Annotated in this window: 13 protein-coding genes and 2 tRNA genes; all 15 read left to right on the top strand. The window is 59.7% G+C overall.

The window, feature by feature from the left end:
• Positions 1-151: EF-Tu C-terminal domain-related protein (locus tag C2I19_RS18025; RefSeq protein ID WP_500778864.1), on the top strand; the 151-nt coding region annotated here is incomplete at its 5' end.
• A gap of 7 nt (positions 152-158) precedes the next feature.
• A tRNA-Trp gene (locus C2I19_RS18020) sits at positions 159-234 on the top strand.
• Between the two features lie 64 nt (positions 235-298).
• Positions 299-652 (top strand): preprotein translocase subunit SecE, encoded by a 354-nt coding sequence (secE, locus tag C2I19_RS18015; RefSeq protein WP_103904022.1) that lies wholly within the window; start codon positions 299-301, stop codon positions 650-652.
• Between the two features lie 2 nt (positions 653-654).
• Positions 655-1188, top strand: coding sequence for a transcription termination/antitermination protein NusG (nusG, locus tag C2I19_RS18010; protein WP_103904021.1), 534 nt, complete (start codon positions 655-657; stop codon positions 1186-1188).
• A 100-nt stretch (positions 1189-1288) separates the two neighbouring features.
• Positions 1289-1720, top strand: coding sequence for a 50S ribosomal protein L11 (rplK, locus tag C2I19_RS18005; protein WP_021479134.1), 432 nt, complete (start codon positions 1289-1291; stop codon positions 1718-1720).
• A 1-nt stretch (position 1721) separates the two neighbouring features.
• Positions 1722-2417 carry a 50S ribosomal protein L1 gene (gene rplA / locus C2I19_RS18000; protein ID WP_103904020.1) on the top strand — a complete coding sequence of 232 codons (696 nt, stop codon included), beginning with the start codon at positions 1722-1724 and terminating at the stop codon, positions 2415-2417.
• A 180-nt stretch (positions 2418-2597) separates the two neighbouring features.
• Positions 2598-2672: transfer RNA gene (locus tag C2I19_RS17995), tRNA-Thr, on the top strand.
• Between the two features lie 86 nt (positions 2673-2758).
• Positions 2759-3253 (top strand): 50S ribosomal protein L10, encoded by a 495-nt coding sequence (gene rplJ, locus C2I19_RS17990; protein ID WP_103904019.1) that lies wholly within the window; start codon positions 2759-2761, stop codon positions 3251-3253.
• Between the two features lie 36 nt (positions 3254-3289).
• Positions 3290-3661, top strand: a complete 372-nt coding sequence (rplL, locus tag C2I19_RS17985) for a 50S ribosomal protein L7/L12 (RefSeq protein WP_103904018.1) — start codon at positions 3290-3292, stop codon at positions 3659-3661.
• A gap of 154 nt (positions 3662-3815) precedes the next feature.
• Positions 3816-7991, top strand: a complete 4176-nt coding sequence (rpoB, locus tag C2I19_RS17980) for a DNA-directed RNA polymerase subunit beta (RefSeq protein WP_103904017.1) — start codon at positions 3816-3818, stop codon at positions 7989-7991.
• A 57-nt stretch (positions 7992-8048) separates the two neighbouring features.
• Entirely contained in the window at positions 8049-12239 is a 4191-nt protein-coding gene (gene rpoC / locus C2I19_RS17975; RefSeq protein ID WP_103904016.1) for a DNA-directed RNA polymerase subunit beta', read from the top strand.
• Between the two features lie 165 nt (positions 12240-12404).
• The gene (gene rpsL / locus C2I19_RS17970) at positions 12405-12776 is read left to right on the top strand and encodes a 30S ribosomal protein S12 (RefSeq protein ID WP_011137738.1); all 372 of its coding nucleotides are present in this window, start codon (positions 12405-12407) and stop codon (positions 12774-12776) included.
• A 111-nt stretch (positions 12777-12887) separates the two neighbouring features.
• A complete protein-coding gene (rpsG, locus tag C2I19_RS17965; protein WP_021479140.1) occupies positions 12888-13358 on the top strand; it encodes a 30S ribosomal protein S7 in 471 nt (156 codons plus the stop codon).
• Between the two features lie 27 nt (positions 13359-13385).
• Complete coding sequence (fusA, locus tag C2I19_RS17960) at positions 13386-15482, top strand: elongation factor G (RefSeq protein ID WP_103904015.1); 2097 nt, start codon at positions 13386-13388, stop codon at positions 15480-15482.
• Between the two features lie 81 nt (positions 15483-15563).
• Positions 15564-15797: GTP-binding protein (locus C2I19_RS17955; RefSeq protein ID WP_233201110.1), on the top strand; the 234-nt coding region annotated here is incomplete at its 3' end.

Here is a 15797-nt window from a genome sequence, read left to right as displayed (position 1 = left end):
GGAAGGCGTGGAAATGGTTATGCCGGGTGACAACGTTGAATTCAGCGTTGAACTGATCGCTCCGATCGCCATGGAAGAAGGTCTGCGCTTCGCTATCCGCGAAGGCGGCCGCACCGTCGGCGCCGGCGTGGTTGCTAAGATCACCAAGTAAGGTTTAAAGGCCAGTAGCTCAATTGGTAGAGTATCGGTCTCCAAAACCGAGGGTTGGGGGTTCGAGACCCTCCTGGCCTGCCAATTAAGACCAGCCGGCGCTATGCGCCGGTTGGTCTTTTGTCGCATATGCGAGAGAAGATTCGACATGGAAATGCAAGATAAGATCAAGTTGGCTCTGGCTGGTCTTGTGGTTGTCGCCGGTATCGTCGGCTTCTACATGATTCCGGAGGGGCAGGGCTTGCTGCGGGCGCTGGCGTTCGCCGTATCCATCCTGCTGGCTGCCGGCGTGGTGTGGACATCCGCTCCCGGCAAGGGCTTGGTGGTGTATGCTAATGAGTCCTTGGTCGAGGCTCGCAAGGTGGTGTGGCCGACGCGCAAGGAGGCGACGCAAGTGACGCTGATGGTGTTCGTCTTCGTTACGGTGCTGGCGCTCTTTATGTGGCTGGTGGATTCTGGCCTGTCGTGGCTGTTTTATGATGTGATTCTCGGTCGAGGTTGATAATGGCAAAGCGCTGGTATGTGGTACACGCTTATTCTGGTTTTGAGAAGAGCGTGCAAAAGGCGCTGCGAGAACGTATCGAGCGTTCCGACATCGCAGATCAATTTGGTCAGATTCTGGTGCCGGTGGAAGAGGTTGTGGACGTCAAGAACGGCCGCAGGTCCATCACCGAGCGCAAATTCTTCCCTGGCTACGTGCTGGTGGAAATGGAAATGACCGACGATACCTGGCACCTGGTGAAAAGCACGCCCAAGGTGACCGGTTTTGTCGGCGGCACGGCCAACCGCCCGGCGCCGATCTCCAAGAAGGAGGTCGAGGCCATCATGCAGCAAATGCAGGAGGGTGTGGAGAAGCCGAAGCCAAAGGTGTTGTTTGAGGTGGGTGAGAGGGTTCGCGTGATCGATGGCCCGTTCAACGACTTCAATGGCTCGGTCGATGAGGTGAATTACGAGCGGAACAAGCTGCGCGTATCGGTGCAGATCTTCGGTCGTGATACGCCGGTAGAGTTGGAATTCGGCCAGGTGGAGAAGCTGTAAGATTTTGCTTGGCAAGCATTTTGGAAGCGTGTAAGATGTTGCGCTTTCGTCAGGGAAGCGAAGCTTGCTTCGCGCTATACCCATTTTAGGAGTTTTAATCGTGGCAAAGAAAATTGTCGGCTATATCAAGCTGCAAGTAGCCGCTGGCAAGGCCAACCCGTCGCCTCCGATCGGTCCGGCCCTGGGTCAGCGTGGTCTGAACATCATGGAATTCTGCAAGGCGTTCAATGCTCAAACTCAGGGCATGGAACCGGGCATGCCGATTCCTGTTGTGATCACCGCTTACGCGGACAAGTCCTTCACCTTCACCATGAAGACGCCGCCGGCGACCTTCCTGCTGAAGAAGGCTGCCGGCATCAAGTCCGGTTCCGCCAAGGCTCACGTGGACAAGGTTGGCAAGGTAACCCGCGCTCAGCTGGAAGAAATCGCCAAGACCAAGCAAGCGGATCTGACCGCTGCTGATCTGGACGCCGCTGTTCGCACCATCGCCGGCTCCGCCCGTTCGATGGGTCTGGAAGTGGAGGGCGTGTAATATGGCTAAGATCTCCAAGCGCCTGCAAGCTCTGAAGGCTGCCGTTGACCGCAACAAGCTGTACGCCGTTGACGAAGCTATTGCCCTGGTTAAGGCTTCCGCCACCGCCAAGTTCGACGAGTCGATCGATATCGCCGTGAACCTGGGCGTGGATCCGCGTAAATCCGATCAAGTTGTCCGCGGTGCCGTCGTGCTGCCGCGCGGCACCGGTAAGAGCGTGCGCGTTGCCGTGTTCGCCCAAGGCGCCAATGCTGAGGCCGCCAAGGCTGCCGGCGCTGACGTGGTTGGTTTTGACGACCTGGCCGAGCAAGTCAAGGCCGGCAATCTGAACTTCGACGTTGTGATCGCTTCCCCGGATGCGATGCGCGTTGTGGGTCAGCTGGGTCAAATCCTGGGCCCGCGCGGTCTGATGCCGAACCCGAAGGTCGGCACCGTGACCCCGAATGTCGCCGAAGCCGTGAAGAACGCCAAGGCTGGTCAGGTTCAGTACCGCACCGACAAGGCTGGTATCATCCATGCTACCATCGGCCGCGCTTCGTTCGAAGTTGAAGCTCTGCGCGAAAACTTCTCCGCTCTGGTTGATGCCCTGGTGAAAGCCAAGCCGGCAGCTTCCAAGGGTGTTTACCTGAAGAAGATCGCCGTATCCAGCACCATGGGTGTCGGCGCTCGCGTAGATACCGCTACCGTCAGCGCCTAATCGCTGCCGGAGCGTTGGCGAGGCGGCGCAAGCCGCCTGGCCAAAGGCTTTGGGCCGGCAGGTTCGCTTGCCGGATTGTCAAAGACCGTAGGTGCCGCAAGGCTTAATGGCGAGTTCGCCGCAAGGCGGGCAAGCATCCTACGCAGATGGTGTACCCGAAACAGGCTTCTTAAGTTCAAAGCTCATGTAGCTCAGGGGTAGAGCACTCCCTTGGTAAGGGAGAGGTCGACGGTTCAATTCCGTCCATGAGCACCAGTTCTTTTTGATGTCTCCTGATACAGGTCGCCGCTGCAAAGCGAGGCGAAAATCCTTTCGTCTCATTTCAGTCTAGGAGATAGACCTTGAGTCTCAATATCGAAGATAAAAAGGCGGTCGTAGCTGAAGTTGCTGCTCAATTGGCAGAAGCTCAGACCCTCGTTATCGCTGAATATCGGGGCATCGAGGTTAGCAGCATGACCAAACTCCGCGCTCAGGCGCGCGAGAACGGCGTTTACCTGCGCGTTCTGAAGAACACGCTGGTGCGTCGCGCTGTGGAAGGCACTGCGTTTGCCGGCCTGGCCGACCAAATGGTCGGTCCGCTGGTCTACGCCGTTTCCGCCGACCCGGTTGCTGCTGCCAAGGTGCTGCATCAATTTGCCAAGGCTGACGACAAAATCATCGTCAAGGCAGGTTCCTACGAAGGTCAGGTAATGAATGCCGCTCAGGTTGCTGAGCTGGCCTCCATTCCGAGCCGCGAAGAACTGCTGTCCAAGCTTCTCTACGTTATGCAGGCTCCGGTCGCTGGCTTCGCCCGCGCGCTGGCTGCATTGGCCGAGAAGCAAGCCGAAGCCGCTTAACTTATTTGATTCTTATAGAATTCAGGAGATTTTCACATGGCAATCACCAAAGAAGACATCCTCGAGGCCGTTGCTGGTCTGACCGTGATGGAACTGAACGACCTGGTTAAGGCGTTCGAAGAAAAGTTCGGCGTTTCCGCCGCTGCTGTTGCTGTTGCTGGCCCGGCTGGCGCCGGCGCTGCCGCCGCTGAAGAAAAGACCGAGTTCGACGTCGTCCTGACCGGCGCCGGCGACAACAAGGTTGGCGTGATCAAGGTTGTTCGCGCTATCACCGGTCTGGGTCTGAAGGAAGCCAAGGACCTGGTAGACGGCGCTCCGAAGAACGTGAAGGAAGGCGTGTCCAAGGCTGAAGCCGACGACGTCGCTAAGCAACTGATCGAAGCTGGTGCTAAGGCTGAAGTCAAATAATCTTCTTTGAAAAAAGAAGGTGAGGCTGGCGGAGAAATCCGCCAGCCTTATTGCGCTTGTAGTTGGCGGAAGCGAAGAAAGTAAAAGCCAGCAATATACTAGGCGTGGCTGCTGACTTTTGGTTTCTTGCGCCACCCACCTCGATGGAGACTCTATGAGTTATTCGTTTACTGAGAAGAAGCGTATTCGTAAGAGCTTTGCGAAACGTGCCAGTGTTCTCGACGTCCCCTTCCTGTTGGCGACCCAGATTGATTCCTACACCGAATTTCTCCAGCTGGGTGCCTCGCTGGATGAGCGCAAGGATGTGGGTCTTCAGGCTGCGTTCAAGTCGATCTTTCCGATCGTCAGCCATAACGGCTATGCCAAATTGGACTTTGCTCATTACGTCTTGGGCGAGCCTCCGTTCGACGTGCAGGAATGCCAGCTGCGCGGCATTACCTTTGCCGCGCCGCTGCGCGCGCGCATCCGTCTGACGATTTTCGACAAGGAATCGTCCAAGCCGGTCGTGAAGGAAGTGCGCGAGAACGAAGTGTACATGGGCGAGATTCCGCTCATGACCGCGAACGGCTCCTTCATCATCAACGGCACCGAACGCGTCATCGTCTCCCAGCTGCACCGTTCCCCGGGCGTGTTCTTCGAGCACGACCGCGGCAAGACGCACTCGTCCGGCAAACTGCTGTTCTCCGCCCGCGTGATTCCTTACCGCGGCTCCTGGCTGGACTTCGAATTCGATCCGAAGGACCTGCTGTACTTCCGTATCGACCGTCGCCGCAAGATGCCGGTGACCATCCTGCTGAAGGCCCTGGGCTACAGCAACGAAGAAATCCTGTCCGAGTTCTACAGCTTCGACACCTTCTATCTGACCAAGTCCGGCGTGTTCATGCGCGTCGTGCCTGAGCGTCTGAAGGGCGAAGTGGCCAAGTTCGACATCGTGGCCGCCGACGGCAAGCTGATCGTCGCCAAGGACAAGCGCATCACCGCCAAGCACATCCGCGACATCCAGACCGCTGAGCTGGACCGCATCGAAGTGCCGGCCGATGCCTTGCTGGGCAAGATGCTGGCGCACAACGTGGTGAACCAGAGCACCGGCGAAGTGATCGTGCGCGCCAACGAGGAAGTGACCGAGGAAATCCTGGCCAAGCTCGCGCTGGCCGAGGTGGACCAGGTCGAGGTGCTGTTCACCAACGATCTGGATCAGGGCGCGTACATTTCGCAAACCCTGCGCACCGACGACATTCAGGATAGGCTGCAAGCGCGCGTGGCGATCTACCGCATGATGCGCCCGGGCGAACCGCCGACAGAAGACGCGGTGGAGGCGCTGTTCCAGCGTCTGTTCTTCAGCGAAGAAACCTACGATCTGTCGCGCGTGGGCCGCATGAAGTTCAGCTCGCGCACCTATCAGTACAAGTTCGACGACAAGACCCCCGAGTGGTTCAAGTCGCTGATCGGCGACAAGTTCGCGCCGCGCCGCGACGTGATGGAAGGCACCCTGTCGACTGAGGACATCGTGTCTGTGATCGCCATCCTGACCGAGCTGCGCAACGGCCGCGGCGAAGTGGACGACATCGATCACCTGGGCAACCGTCGCGTGCGCTCGGTGGGCGAGCTGGCTGAGAACCAGTTCCGTGCCGGTCTCGTTCGCGTCGAGCGCGCGGTCAAGGAACGCCTGAACCAGGCCGAGTCCGACAACCTGATGCCGCACGACCTGATCAATGCCAAGCCGGTGTCCGCCGCGATCAAGGAATTCTTCGGTTCCTCGCAGCTGTCCCAGTTCATGGATCAGACTAACCCGCTGTCGGAAATCACCCACAAGCGCCGTGTATCGGCTCTTGGCCCGGGCGGTCTGACCCGCGAGCGCGCGGGCTTCGAAGTGCGCGACGTGCACCCGACCCACTACGGCCGCGTGTGCCCGATCGAAACGCCTGAAGGTCCGAACATCGGTCTGATCAACTCGCTGTCCGTCTTCGCGCGCACCAACGAATTCGGTTTCCTGGAAACCCCGTACCGCAAGGTGGTGGACAGCAAGGTCACCAACGAGATCGATTACCTGTCCGCGATCGAAGAAGGCCGCTACGTGATCGCTCAGGCCAACGCCGAGCTGAACGCCGAAGGCACCTTGATTGACGAGCTGGTGACTTGCCGCGAGAAGGGCGAAACCATTCTGGCGACCCCGGACCGCGTGCAGTACATGGACGTGGCCACCGGCCAGGTGGTGTCCGTGGCCGCCTCGCTGATTCCGTTCCTGGAACACGATGACGCGAACCGCGCATTGATGGGCGCCAACATGCAACGCCAGGCTGTGCCTTGCCTGCGTCCGGAAAAAGCCTACGTCGGCACTGGCATCGAACGCTCGGTGGCGGTTGACTCCGGCACTACCGTTGTCGCCCGTCGCGGCGGCGTGGTGGACTATGTCGACGCCGGCCGCGTGGTGGTTCGCGTCAATGATGAAGAAGCGACCGCTGGCGAAGTGGGCGTGGATATCTACAACCTGACCAAGTTCACCCGTTCCAACCAGAACACCAACATCAACCAGCGTCCGATCGTGAAAGTGGGCGACCACATCGCGCGCGGCGACGTGGTGGCCGACGGCGCCTCCACCGACCTGGGCGAGCTGGCGCTGGGTCAGAACATGACCATCGCCTTCATGCCGTGGAACGGCTACAACTACGAAGACTCGATCCTGATCTCGGAAAAGCTGGTCGCTGAAGACCGCTACACCTCGATCCACATCGAAGAACTGTCCGTGGTGGCCCGCGACACCAAGCTGGGGCCGGAAGAAATCACCCGCGACATCCCGAACCTGTCTGAACGCATGGCAGGCCGTCTGGATGAAGCCGGCATCGTCTACATCGGCGCCGAAGTCGAAGCCGGCGACGTGCTGGTGGGCAAGGTGACGCCTAAGGGCGAAACCCAGCTGACGCCGGAAGAGAAGCTGCTGCGCGCCATCTTCGGCGAGAAGGCTTCCGACGTGAAGGACACCTCGCTGCGCGTGCCGACCGGCACCGTGGGCACGGTGATCGACGTGCAAGTGTTCACCCGCGAAGGCATTGAGCGCGACAAGCGCGCCCAGTCCATCATCGACGCGGAACTGAAGCGCTACCGTCTGGACCTGAACGACCAGCTGCGTATTTTCGACAACGACGCCTTCAGCCGTATCGAACGCCTGATCGTGGGCAAGGTCGCCAATGGCGGTCCGAAGCGCCTGGTCAAGGGCACCGTGATCGATCAGGAATACCTGACCGGTCTGCCGACCAAGCACGATTGGTTCGACATCCGCATGAGCGACGAAGACATCGCCAAGCAGCTGGAGCTGATCAAGGAAAGCCTGGCGCAGAAGCGCGAAGAATTCGACCTCAAGTTCGAAGACAAGAAGCGCAAGCTGACCCAGGGCGACGAACTGCCGCCGGGCGTGCAGAAGATGGTCAAGGTTTACCTGGCCGTGAAGCGCCGCCTGCAGGCCGGCGACAAGATGGCCGGCCGTCACGGCAACAAGGGTGTGGTTTCCCGCATCCTGCCGGTGGAAGACATGCCGTACATGGGCGACGGTCGTCCGGTCGACATCGTGCTGAACCCGCTGGGCGTGCCGTCGCGTATGAACATCGGTCAGATTCTGGAAGTGCATCTGGGTTGGGCCGCCAAGGGCATCGGCGAGCGCATCGACCGCATGGTCAAGCAGCAGCAGTCCGCTGCCGAGATCCGCGGCTACCTGGAACGCATCTATAACGAAACCGGCAAGGCGGAAGACATTGCCGGCCTGAGCGACGACGAAGTGCTGCAACTGGCGCAAAACCTGCGCAAGGGCATGACCTTCGCCACGCCGGTGTTCGACGGCGCCAAGGAAGCCGAGATCAAGCACATGCTGGATCTGGCCTACCCGGACGGCGACGAGCTGACCGACAAGATGGGCTTCAACGAGTCCAAGACCCAGATGGTGCTGCACGACGGCCGCTCCGGCGAAGCCTTCGACCGCAAGGTCACCGTAGGCGTCATGCACTACCTGAAGCTGCACCACTTGGTCGATGACAAGATGCACGCCCGTTCCACCGGCCCGTATTCGCTGGTGACGCAGCAGCCACTGGGCGGTAAGGCCCAGTTCGGCGGCCAGCGTTTCGGTGAGATGGAAGTGTGGGCGCTGGAAGCCTATGGCGCCGCCTACACGCTGCAGGAAATGCTGACTGTGAAGTCGGACGATGTGACCGGCCGTACCAAGGTCTACGAAAACATCGTCAAGGGCGAGCACAAGATCGATGCCGGCATGCCGGAATCCTTCAACGTGCTGGTGAAGGAAATCCGTTCGCTCGGCCTGGATATCGACCTGGAACGTTATTGATTGGGTAATAGGGCGCGGCAAGTTTAACGCCGCGCCTGTCCCCTGACTGGAGACGCAATGAAAGCTCTGCTCGACCTCTTTAAGCAGGTAACGCAAGAAGAAGAGTTTGATGCGATTAAGATCGGCATCGCCTCGCCTGACAAGATCCGTTCCTGGTCTTATGGCGAAGTTAAAAAGCCGGAAACCATCAACTATCGTACCTTCAAACCGGAACGCGACGGCCTGTTCTGCGCCCGCATCTTCGGACCGGTGAAGGATTACGAGTGCTTGTGCGGCAAATACAAGCGTCTGAAGCATCGCGGCGTGATCTGCGAGAAGTGCGGCGTGGAAGTGACGCTGTCCAAAGTGCGCCGCGAGCGCATGGGCCACATCGAGCTGGCCAGCCCGACCGCGCACATCTGGTTCCTGAAGTCGCTGCCGTCGCGTCTGGGCATGGTCCTGGACATGACGCTGCGCGACATCGAACGCGTGCTGTACTTCGAAGCATTCGTCGTGACCGATCCGGGCATGACTCCGATGCAGTACCGCCAGCTGTTGACCGAAGAGGACTTCCTGGATAAGGAAGACCAGTACGGTGAAGAGTTCGTCGCCATGATGGGCGCCGAAGCGGTCAAGGAGCTGCTGAAGAAGCTGGATCTGGACAGCGAGATCGAAGGCCTGCGCCGCGAGCTGGAATCCACCAATTCCGACACCAAGATCAAGAAGATCGCCAAGCGCCTGAAAGTGCTGGAGGCCTTCCAACGCTCCGGCATGAAGCCGGAATGGATGATTCTGGAAGTGCTGCCGGTGTTGCCGCCGGAACTGCGCCCGCTGGTGCCGCTGGACGGCGGCCGTTTCGCCACTTCGGACCTGAACGACCTGTACCGCCGCGTCATCAACCGCAACAACCGTCTGAAGCGGCTGCTGGAACTGCGCGCGCCGGACATCATCGTGCGCAACGAAAAGCGCATGCTGCAGGAATCGGTTGACTCGCTGCTGGACAACGGCCGTCGCGGCAAGGCGATGACCGGCGCCAACAAGCGCCCGCTGAAGTCGCTGGCCGACATGATCAAGGGCAAGGGCGGTCGCTTCCGTCAAAACTTGCTGGGTAAGCGCGTGGACTACTCCGGTCGTTCCGTGATTACCGTGGGCCCGACCCTGCGTCTGCATCAGTGCGGCCTGCCGAAAAAGATGGCGCTGGAACTGTTCAAGCCTTTCATCTTCCATAAGCTGGAAGTGATGGGTTTGGCCTCCACCATCAAGGCGGCCAAGAAGCTGGTCGAGCAGGAAGTGCCGGAAGTGTGGGACATCCTGGAAGACGTGATCCGCGAGCACCCGGTGCTGCTGAACCGCGCCCCGACCCTGCACCGTCTGGGCATTCAGGCGTTCGAGCCGGTACTGATCGAAGGCAAGGCCATCCAGCTGCACCCGCTGGTCTGCGCGGCGTTCAACGCCGACTTCGACGGCGACCAAATGGCCGTCCACGTGCCGCTGAGCCTGGAAGCGCAGATGGAAGCCCGCACTCTGATGCTGGCTACCAACAACGTGCTGTCCCCGGCCAACGGCGAGCCTATCATCGTTCCGTCGCAGGATATCGTGCTGGGTCTGTACTACATGACCCGCGACAAGGTGAACGGCAAGGGCGAAGGCATGGTGTTCGCCGACACCAAGGAAGTGCACCGCGCCTACGAAACGCGTCAGGTCGAACTGGCCACCCGCATCACCGTCCGCCTGAAGGAATGGGAAAAGGACGAGCAGGGCGAGTTCCAGCCGGTGATCAAGCGCTACAACACCACTGTTGGCCGCGCCATCCTGTCGGATATCCTGCCTAAGGGCCTGCCGTTCGAGCACATCAACAAGGCGCTGAAGAAGAAGGAAATCTCGAAACTGATCAACGTTTCGTTCCGTCGTTGCGGCATCCGCGACACGGTGATCTTCGCCGACCAGTTGATGTACACCGGTTTCGCTTACTCCACCCGCGGCGGCATCTCGATTTGCGTGGACGACATGCAAATCCCGGCCAAGAAGGTCGAGCTGCTGGGCGAGGCGAACAAGGAAGTCAAGGAAATCGAGGAGCAGTACCGTCAAGGTCTGGTGACTCAGGGCGAACGCTACAACAAGGTAGTGGACATCTGGGGCCGCACCGGCGACAAGATCGCCAAGGCCATGATGGACGAGCTGTCCAAGCAGAAGGTGCTGGACCGCGAAGGCAAGGAAGTGGACCAAGAGTCCTTCAACTCCATTTACATGATGGCCGACTCGGGCGCGCGGGGTTCCGCAGCCCAGATCAAGCAGCTGGCCGGCATGCGGGGTCTGATGGCGAAACCGGACGGCTCGATTATCGAAACGCCGATTACCGCCAACTTCCGCGAAGGTCTGACCGTACTGCAGTACTTCATCTCGACCCACGGCGCCCGTAAGGGTCTGGCGGATACGGCCTTGAAGACTGCGAACTCCGGTTACCTGACCCGTCGCCTGGTCGACGTGACGCAGGATCTGGTGGTGATCGAGGACGATTGCGGCACCACTAACGGCTTCACCATGAAGGCCGTGCTGCAGGGCGGCGACGTGATCGAAGCGCTGCGCGACCGCATCTTGGGCCGCGTGACCGCGGTCGACGTGGTGGATCCGTCCACCGGCGAAACCGTGATCGAAGCCGGCGCGCTGCTGGACGAGCATCTGGTCGACCTGATCGACAGCCTGGGCATCGACGAAGTCAAGGTCCGCACCGCCATCACTTGCGACACGCGCTACGGCTTGTGCGCCAAGTGCTACGGTCGCGACCTGGCGCGCGGCAAGCGCGTCAATGCCGGCGAAGCGGTAGGCGTGATCGCCGCCCAGTCCATCGGCGAACCGGGCACCCAGCTGACCATGCGTACCTTCCACATCGGTGGCGCGGCGTCTCGAAACGCAGCCGCCAGCCAGGTGGAAGGCAAGTCCAACGGCACCGTGCGCTTCTCCAGCCAGATGCGCTATGTGGCGAACACCAAGGGCGAGCTGATCGTCATCACCCGCTCCGGCGAAGTGGTGATCCACGACGACATGGGCCGTGAGCGCGAGCGCCACAAGGTGCCGTACGGCGCGACCCTGATGGTGACCGACGGTCTGCAGATCAAGGCAGGCGCCGTGCTGGCCACCTGGGATCCGCACACCCGTCCGATCATCACCGAGTACGCTGGCCGCGTGAAGTTCGAGAACGTGGAAGAAGGCAACACCGTAGCGAAGCAGACCGACGAAGTGACCGGTCTGTCCACCCTGGTGGTCATCGATCCGAAGCGCCGCGCTGGTTCGCAGTCCAAGATGCTGCGTCCGTTGGTGAAGCTGCTGGACGACAACGGCAACGAAGTGAAGCTGGCGGGTTCCGACGCGTCGGTATCGATCACCTTCCAGGTGGGCGCCATCATCACGGTGCGCGACGGTCAGGACGTGGGCAAGGGCGAAGTGCTGGCCCGCATCCCGCAAGAATCGTCCAAGACCCGCGACATTACCGGTGGTCTGCCGCGCGTGGCCGAGCTGTTCGAAGCCCGTTCTCCGAAGGATGCCGGCATGCTGGCCGAGGTGACCGGTACGGTATCGTTCGGCAAGGACACCAAGGGCAAGCAACGCCTGATCATCACGGACCTGGAAGGCAACGGTTACGAAAACCTGATCCCGAAAGACAAGCACGTGCTGGTCCACGACGGCCAGGTGGTGAACCGCGGTGAATCCATCGTCGACGGTCCGGTCGATCCGCACGATATCCTGCGTCTGCAGGGCATTGAGGCGCTGGCTCGCTACATCGTTCAGGAAGTGCAGGAAGTGTACCGACTGCAGGGCGTGAAGATTAACGACAAGCACATCGAGGTGATCATTCGCCAGATGCTGCGTCGCGTCGTGATCTCCGACAGCGGCGACACCGAGTTCATCCAGGGCGAGCAGGTGGAGCGTGCCGACGTGCTGGAAATGAACGACAAGATGATGGCCGAAGACAAGGAATGCGCGCAGTACGAAAACGTGCTGCTGGGCATTACCAAGGCTTCGCTGTCGACCGACTCGTTCATCTCCGCGGCTTCCTTCCAGGAAACCACGCGCGTGCTGACCGAAGCGGCCATCATGGGCAAGAAGGACGACCTGCGCGGCCTGAAGGAAAACGTGATCGTCGGCCGTCTGATCCCGGCCGGCACCGGCCTCGCCTACCATCGCACCCGCCGCCGTCAACACCTGGGTCTGGACGCGGGCGACGCCATGCTGTTCGATCCGGCCCCGACTGCGCTGGAAAGCGGCGACTAAACACCGGCCTCACGGCCAAGTGTTGAAAAAACGCTGCTCCATCAACGGTTAACGTTGGTGGGGTGGCGTTTTTTATTTGACGCTGAGGCGTTGACTAAAATATAATCCTCCGTCCTTTCTGGAGGCGTGTTGCTTCCGGGAAGCTTCAACTAGGAACTGATAGTAATGCCAACCATTAACCAACTCGTTCGCAAGGGCCGCGTCGCCATCACGGCGAAGAGCAAGGTGCCTGCGCTGGAAGCCTGCCCGCAGAAGCGTGGCGTGTGCACCCGTGTTTACACCACCACTCCGAAGAAGCCGAACTCGGCTCTGCGTAAAGTGTGCAAGGTTCGTCTGACCAACGGTTTCGAAGTCATTTCGTACATCGGCGGTGAAGGCCACAACCTGCAGGAGCACTCCGTAGTGCTGATCCGCGGCGGCCGTGTCAAGGACTTGCCGGGTGTGCGTTACCACACCGTGCGCGGTTCCCTGGATACCGCAGGCGTTAAGGATCGTAAGCAAGCTCGCTCCAAGTACGGTGCCAAGCGTCCCAAGTAATGGGTACGTATTGAAGGCGGCCTGATCAACACTCAGGGTCGTCTAGTAAGTGACTGCTCCGTTGGGTAGTCCTGAGCAAGTTAAGCTCAACTGAATATTTAAGGAAGCAACATGCCTCGTCGCAGAGAAGTCCCCAAGCGTGAAATTCTGCCGGATCCGAAGTTCGGCTCCCAGGATCTCTCCAAATTCATGAATGTCGTCATGATCGACGGCAAGAAGTCTGTTGCAGAACGCATCATCTATGGCGCGCTGGAACAGATCGAAAAGAAATCCGGCAAGAACGCTCTGGAAGTGTTCAACGCCGCGCTGTCCAACGCCAAGCCGGTGGTGGAAGTGAAGAGCCGCCGCGTTGGCGGTGCAAACTATCAAGTTCCTGTTGAAGTCCGCCCGTCCCGTCGTATGGCTCTGGCCATGCGCTGGCTGCGCGATGCCGCTCGCAAGCGCGGCGAAAAGTCCATGGACCTGCGCCTGGCTGGTGAATTGCTCGACGCGGCCGAAGGCCGTGGCGGCGCGATGAAGAAGCGTGACGAAGTGCACCGCATGGCAGAAGCCAACAAGGCCTTCTCGCACTTCCGTTTCTAAGCTAGTTCACTTATTAAGGTGTAAACCGTGGCACGGAAAACCCCTATTGAGCGCTACCGCAATATCGGTATCTCCGCTCACATCGACGCCGGCAAGACGACGACTACTGAACGTATTCTGTTTTACACCGGCGTAAACCACAAGATTGGTGAAGTGCACGACGGCGCCGCCACCATGGACTGGATGGAGCAAGAGCAGGAGCGTGGCATCACCATCACCTCCGCCGCTACCACCACGTTCTGGAAGGGCATGGGGATGCAATTCCCCGAGCACCGCTTCAACATCATCGACACCCCGGGACACGTGGACTTCACCATCGAGGTGGAGCGCTCCATGCGCGTTCTGGACGGCGCCGTGATGGTGTACTGCGCCGTGGGTGGCGTGCAGCCGCAGTCTGAAACCGTATGGCGTCAGGCTAACAAATACCACGTGCCGCGTATCGCGTTCGTGAACAAGATGGACCGTCAAGGCGCCAACTTCTTCCGCGCGGTTGAGCAAGTGAAGACCCGCCTGCGCGGCAATCCGGTGCCTATCGTTGTGCCGATCGGCGCGGAAGACGGCTTCGCCGGCGTGGTAGACCTGCTGAAGATGAAGGCCATCATTTGGGACGAAGCCTCTCAAGGCATGAAGTTCGAATATGGCGAGATTCCGGCCGACCTGGTTTCCGTTGCCGAAGAATGGCGCGAGAAGATGGTTGAAGCCGCGGCTGAAGTCAGCGACGAGATGATGGACAAGTACTTGGGCGGCGAAGCGCTGACCGAAGAAGAAATCATCAACGGCCTGCGCGAGCGTACCCTGCGTTGCGAAATCCAGCCGATGCTGTGCGGTTCCGCGTTCAAGAACAAGGGTGTTCAGCGCATGCTGGACGCCGTGATCGAACTGCTGCCGTCGCCGACTGAAGTGCCGGCGATCAAGGGCGAAACCGACGGCGTGGAAGCCGAGCGTCACGCTTCCGACGAAGAGCCGTTCTCGGCTCTGGCGTTCAAGCTGATGAACGACCCGTACGTGGGCCAGCTGACCTTCTTCCGCGTCTACTCCGGCGTGGTGAAGTCCGGCGACACCGTGCTGAACTCGGTCAAGGGCAAGAAGGAGCGTATCGGCCGTATCGTGCAGATGCACGCCAACGACCGTAAGGAAATCGACGAAGTGCGCGCCGGCGACATCGCCGCCGCCATCGGCCTGAAGGAAGTCACCACGGGTGAAACCTTGTGCGCCGTTGACGCAGAAATCATTCTGGAGCGCATGGAATTCCCGGATCCGGTGATTCACGTTGCAGTTGAGCCGAAGACCAAGGCTGACCAGGAGAAGATGGGCGTGGCCCTGAACCGCCTGGCCAAGGAAGATCCGTCGTTCCGCGTGCGTACCGACGAAGAATCCGGCCAGACCATCATTTCCGGCATGGGCGAACTGCACCTGGAAATTCTGGTTGACCGCATGAAGCGCGAATTCGGCGTTGAAGCCAACGTCGGCGCGCCGCAAGTGGCCTACCGCGAAACCATTACCAAGACTGTTGCCGACGTGCAGGGTAAGCATGCCAAGCAGTCGGGTGGTAAGGGTCAGTACGGTGATTGTACGATCACTCTGGAACCGTCCGGCGAAGGTCAGGGCTACAAGTTCATCGACGAGATCAAGGGCGGCGTGATTCCTCGCGAATTCATTCCTTCCGTTGATAAGGGTATCCGTAACTCGCTGAACAACGGTATCTTGGCTGGTTTCCCGGTGGTGGACGTGACTGTGCGTCTGACTTTCGGTTCCTACCACGATGTCGACTCTTCGCAGATCGCCTTCGAACTGGCTGGTTCCATCGCATTCAAGGAAGCCATGCGCCGCGCCGGTCCGTGCATCCTCGAGCCGATGATGGCCGTGGAAGTGGAAACGCCGGAAGAGTACATGGGTGACGTGATGGGCGACCTGAATCGTCGCCGCGGCATGGTCCAGGGCATGGACGATGACGGTCTGGGTGGCAAGAAGATCAAGGCCGAAGTACCGCTGGCCGAGATGTTCGGCTACTCGACCGACCTGCGTTCGGCTACTCAGGGTCGTGCGACCTACTCCATGGAGTTCAAGCACTACTCCGAGGCTCCGAAGCACGTCGCCGAAGCTGTAATGGCTGCTAAGAAGTAATGCGCGCTGAGGCTGGCCGGCTTTAACAACCAAGTCCGGCCAGCCCTGATCTAATGTTCTTTAATCAAGGAATTTTGCAAAATGGCAAAAGAAAAGTTTGAGCGGACCAAACCGCACGTAAACGTAGGCACCATCGGTCACGTGGACCACGGTAAGACCACCCTGACCGCCGCTATCACCACCATTCTGTCCAAGAAGTTCGGTGGCGAAGCCAAGGACTACTCCCAGATCGACAGCGCGCCGGAAGAAAAGGCTCGCGGTATCACCATCAATACCGCGCACGTTGAATACGAAACCGAATCCCGCCACTACGCT

This window comes from Chromobacterium alticapitis, assembly GCF_002924365.1.
Taxonomy (GTDB): domain Bacteria; phylum Pseudomonadota; class Gammaproteobacteria; order Burkholderiales; family Chromobacteriaceae; genus Chromobacterium; species Chromobacterium alticapitis.
This window is presented reverse-complemented; position numbering and strand designations above follow the sequence as displayed.